This is a genomic window from Cupriavidus sp. SK-4 (assembly GCF_000611125.1).
Lineage (GTDB): Bacteria > Pseudomonadota > Gammaproteobacteria > Burkholderiales > Burkholderiaceae > Cupriavidus > Cupriavidus necator.
Map to the genome: position 1 here is coordinate 29385 of NZ_JFJW01000013.1, position 3782 is coordinate 33166.

General features: G+C 67.1%; 4 protein-coding genes. 2 read left to right on the plus strand and 2 right to left on the minus strand.

Annotated features, from left to right (window positions below; all coding sequences use genetic code 11):
- Positions 1-492 (plus strand): FAD-binding protein (locus CF68_RS02820; RefSeq protein ID WP_035815887.1); only part of this gene is annotated, 492 nt, incomplete at its 5' end.
- Entirely contained in the window at positions 479-1678 is a 1200-nt protein-coding gene (gene tcuB, locus CF68_RS02825) for a tricarballylate utilization 4Fe-4S protein TcuB (protein WP_035815889.1), read from the plus strand. The genes CF68_RS02820 and tcuB, both read left to right, overlap by 14 nt.
- An 84-nt stretch (positions 1679-1762) precedes the next feature.
- On the opposite strand, the gene CF68_RS02830 is transcribed toward tcuB, so the two are convergent.
- Complete coding sequence (locus CF68_RS02830; protein ID WP_035815890.1) at positions 1763-2770, minus strand: tripartite tricarboxylate transporter substrate binding protein; 1008 nt, start codon at positions 2768-2770, stop codon at positions 1763-1765.
- Positions 2771-2977: 207 nt separating this feature from the next.
- A complete protein-coding gene (locus CF68_RS02835) occupies positions 2978-3709 on the minus strand; it encodes an SDR family NAD(P)-dependent oxidoreductase (RefSeq protein ID WP_035815891.1) in 732 nt (243 codons plus the stop codon).
- Positions 3710-3782 lie beyond the last annotated feature (73 nt).

A 3782-nucleotide genomic window follows, 5' to 3' on the forward strand; every position in this document is an offset into this window, starting at 1 on the left:
AAGGCCATCGGCCGCTTCATGCCGCCGGTGTTTCCCGGCGAGAAGGCCGACACGCTGCCTGAGCTCGCGCGCAAGCTGGGGCTGCCGGAAGCGCAGTTCGCGCGCACGGTGCAGGACTACAACGCGGCGTGCCGCGTCGGCACCTTCGACCACACCGCGCTGGACGACTGCCACACCGATGGCCTGGCACCGGCCAAGACGCATTGGGCCAGGCCGCTCGACCAGGCGCCGTTCTACGGCTACGCGCTGCGGCCGGGCATCACCTTCACTTACCTGGGGCTCAAGGTCAACGACCGCGCCCAGGTGCACTTTGGCGGCAAGCCAAGCGGGAATCTGTTCGTGGCAGGAGAAATGATGGCCGGCAACGTGCTCGGCAAGGGATACACGGCCGGTGTCGGCATGTCGATCGGCACGGCCTTCGGGCGCATCGCGGGCACGCAGGCTGCATTGGTGGCGGGCATCAACACGGGAGCCGTCCATGCAGAAGCTTGAAGCCCTGACGCGCGAGGCCGCGCAACTGGCCGGGCAGGACGCTGCCGCCCCGGCGCCGCAATCCCGCGTCATCCGAGTGCTGCCGCTGACCGACAATGAGGCCGAAGTCGCCCGGCAGATGCAGATCTGCAATGCCTGCCGCTACTGCGAAGGCTTCTGCGCGGTGTTCCCGGCCATGACCCGCCGGCTGGAGTTCGGCAAGGCCGACGTCAACTACCTGGCCAACCTGTGCCACAACTGCGGCGCCTGCTACCACGCCTGCCAGTACGCGCCGCCGCATGATTTCGGCGTCAATGTGCCGCAGGCGATGGCAAAGGTGCGGCTGGAAACCTATAGCGAATACGCATGGCCCGCGCCGCTGGGCAAGCTGTACCAGCGCAACGGGCTGACGGTGTCGGTGGCACTGGCCTTCGGGCTGGCGTTGTTCCTGGTACTGGCCGCCACGCTGGGCGGCGCGCTGTGGCAGACGCATGCGGGCGGCAATTTCTACGCGGTATTCCCGCACAACACGCTGGCGGCAATGTTCGGCGGGGTGTTCGGCTTTGCCGTGCTTGCACTTGGCCTGGGCGTGCGCCGCTTCTGGCGCGATGTCTCTGCCGGCACAGCGTCGGCACCCGCCGTGGCAGAGGCGGCCCGGAACGTGCTGGCACTGACCTACCTCGATGGCGGCCACGGCGATGGCTGCAACGAGGCCAGCGACCGCTTCACGCTGGCGCGGCGGCGCTTCCACCATTTCACGTTCTACGGCTTCATGCTGTGCTTTGCGTCGACAGTGGTGGCGACCGGCTACCACTATCTGCTGGGCTGGCATGCGCCCTATCCGGTCACGAGCCTGCCGGTGCTGCTGGGCACCGCCGGCGGCGTGGGCCTGCTGGTGGGCCCGGCCGGCTTGCTGTGGCTGAACCTGCGCCGGCACCCGATGCATGGGGATGCCCGGCAGCGGCCGATGGACCGCGGCTTCATCGCGCTGCTGCTGCTGACCAGTGCCACCGGGCTGGGGTTGCTGGCCGGGCGCGGCACCGCGGCGATGCCGCTGCTGCTGGCGGTCCACCTTGGCGTGGTGATGGCGTTGTTTGCGACGCTGCCGTATGGCAAGTTCGCACACGGCATCTATCGCAGTGCGGCGCTGCTCAAATCTGCGATCGAAAAGCGGCAGAAAAACAAGCTGCAGCTTGGCAGCGATTGAGTGGCAGCCGTCCCCGCCCACGCATAAACAAAAAGCCGGTCCCCGACAGGGACCGGCATTTCTTTGGCGCAGCCAGTATGTGAATCAATCCACCGTAGCGCCCGAAGCCTTCACCACCTTCGCCCACTTGGCCGTTTCCGACTTCATGAACGCGGCCAGCTGGGCCGGCTTTTCCGGATTGGGTTCGGCGCCCTGGTCGGCCATCTGCTTCTTCACTTCCGGCATGGCCAGAATCTTCACCACTTCGGCGTTGAGGCGGTCGACGATGGGCTGCGGCGTGCCGCCGGTGGCGTACAGCGCAAACCACGAGGTGGCCTCATAGCCCGGCACACCCGATTCGGCCACGGTCGGCACGTTGGGCAGCGCCGGCGAACGCTTGGCCGAAGTCACGGCGATGGCGCGCAGCTTGCCGGCCTTCACGTGCGGATACGACGACGGCATGTTGTCGAACATTAGGCCGATCTGGTTGCCCAGCAGGTCGTTCACGGCGGGGGCGCTGCCCTTGTACGGGATGTGCTGGATATGCAGGCCGGTCATCGAGTTGAACAGCTCGCCCGACAGGTGCATCGACGAGCCGCTGCCCGACGAGCCGTACGACAGCTTGTCCGGGTTGGCCTTGACGTAGGCGACCAGTTCCTTGACGTTGTTGACCGGCACCTTGGGATTCACCACCACCAGGTTCGGCACCATTGCCACGCGCGTGATCGGCGCGAAATCCTTGACCGGGTCATACGGCAGCTTGGAGTACAGCGACTGGTTGATCGCGTGCGTGCCGATGGTGCCCATAAACAGCGTGTAGCCGTCGCCCGGCGCCTTGGCCGCAAGCGAGGCGCCGATGTTGCCGCCCGCGCCCGGACGGTTGTCGATCACCACCGGCTGGCCGAGCGCCTTGCCCAGTTGCAGGCCGACGATGCGGGCCAGGATGTCGGTGGTGCCGCCGGCCGAGAACGGCACGATCAGGGTGATCGGCTTGGTCGGGTAGCCGCCCTGTGCGTGGGCAGCGCCGGCAAAGCCGGCGATGGTGGTGGCCAGCGCCACGCCAGCGGCAAGCAGGCGACGGCGCGTGGTGGAGGTCTGGGAATCTTGTCTCATCGGTAATGCTCCGGTGCTATATCGTTCCGGCGGTGATTGGGTACCGCGGGAGGTTGTGCTGAATGGCGTGATTGCCGTTCCCGAACGGATGGCGCGCACATGCGCGCATCCGGTGGGCGGCCCGGCCACGGGCCGCCATGCGTGACGCTTGGTTAACGTCTCTTCTTGTTGAATGCTTGAATGCGTGGTGCCTGGGATGCGCGGTGCTTACACCGGCGCAACGCCCAGCGTGGTGCCGCCGCACACGTACAGCACCTGGCCGGTGACGAAGCCGTTGTCTGGCGACAGGAAGAACAGCGCGGCACGCGCAACGTCTTCCGGCGTGCCCATGCGCTTGACCGTGATGCTGGCCAGGATGCGCTTGGTCTGTTCCGCGCCTTCGGGGTTGCTCTTGCGGAACAGCTCGGTGGCGATCGGACCCGGGGCCACGGCGTTGACGGTGACGCCGTCGCCGCCCAGTTCCATCGCCAGCGTGCGGGTCATGCCGATCAGGCCCGCCTTGGTGGCGGAGTACACCACGCGCTCGGCCTTGCCCAGTGCGGCGCGCGAGGCCATGTTGACGATGCGGCCAAAATCGGCGGCACGCATCGCGGGCAGGCACGCCTGCGTCAGCAGCAGCGTGGCCTGCAGGTGCAGGCCGGTCACGTAGTCCAGGTCGGCAACGGTGGCAGTGTCGGCGGTGCCGGGGCGCGTGGCGCCGGCGTTGTTCACCAGGCGCGTGACGGCGAAGCGCGAGGTCACCTGTGCGGCCACGGCGCGGGTCGCCTCGGCATCGGTCAGGTCGGCCTGGAAGAAGGTCAGGTTCGGGTGCGACCAGGCCGGTTCGGCATAGTCGACATTGACCACCTGGGTCACGCCATCGGCCAGCAGCATTTCACAGATGGCTCGGCCGATACCGGAACTGCCGCCGGTGACGAGCGTGGCTACGGGAAGGGACATCTTTGACTCACTTTCAAAACTACTGCGGACTGGCTCCCTCTGCCGCTTGCGGGAGAGGGTTGGGGTGAGGGCG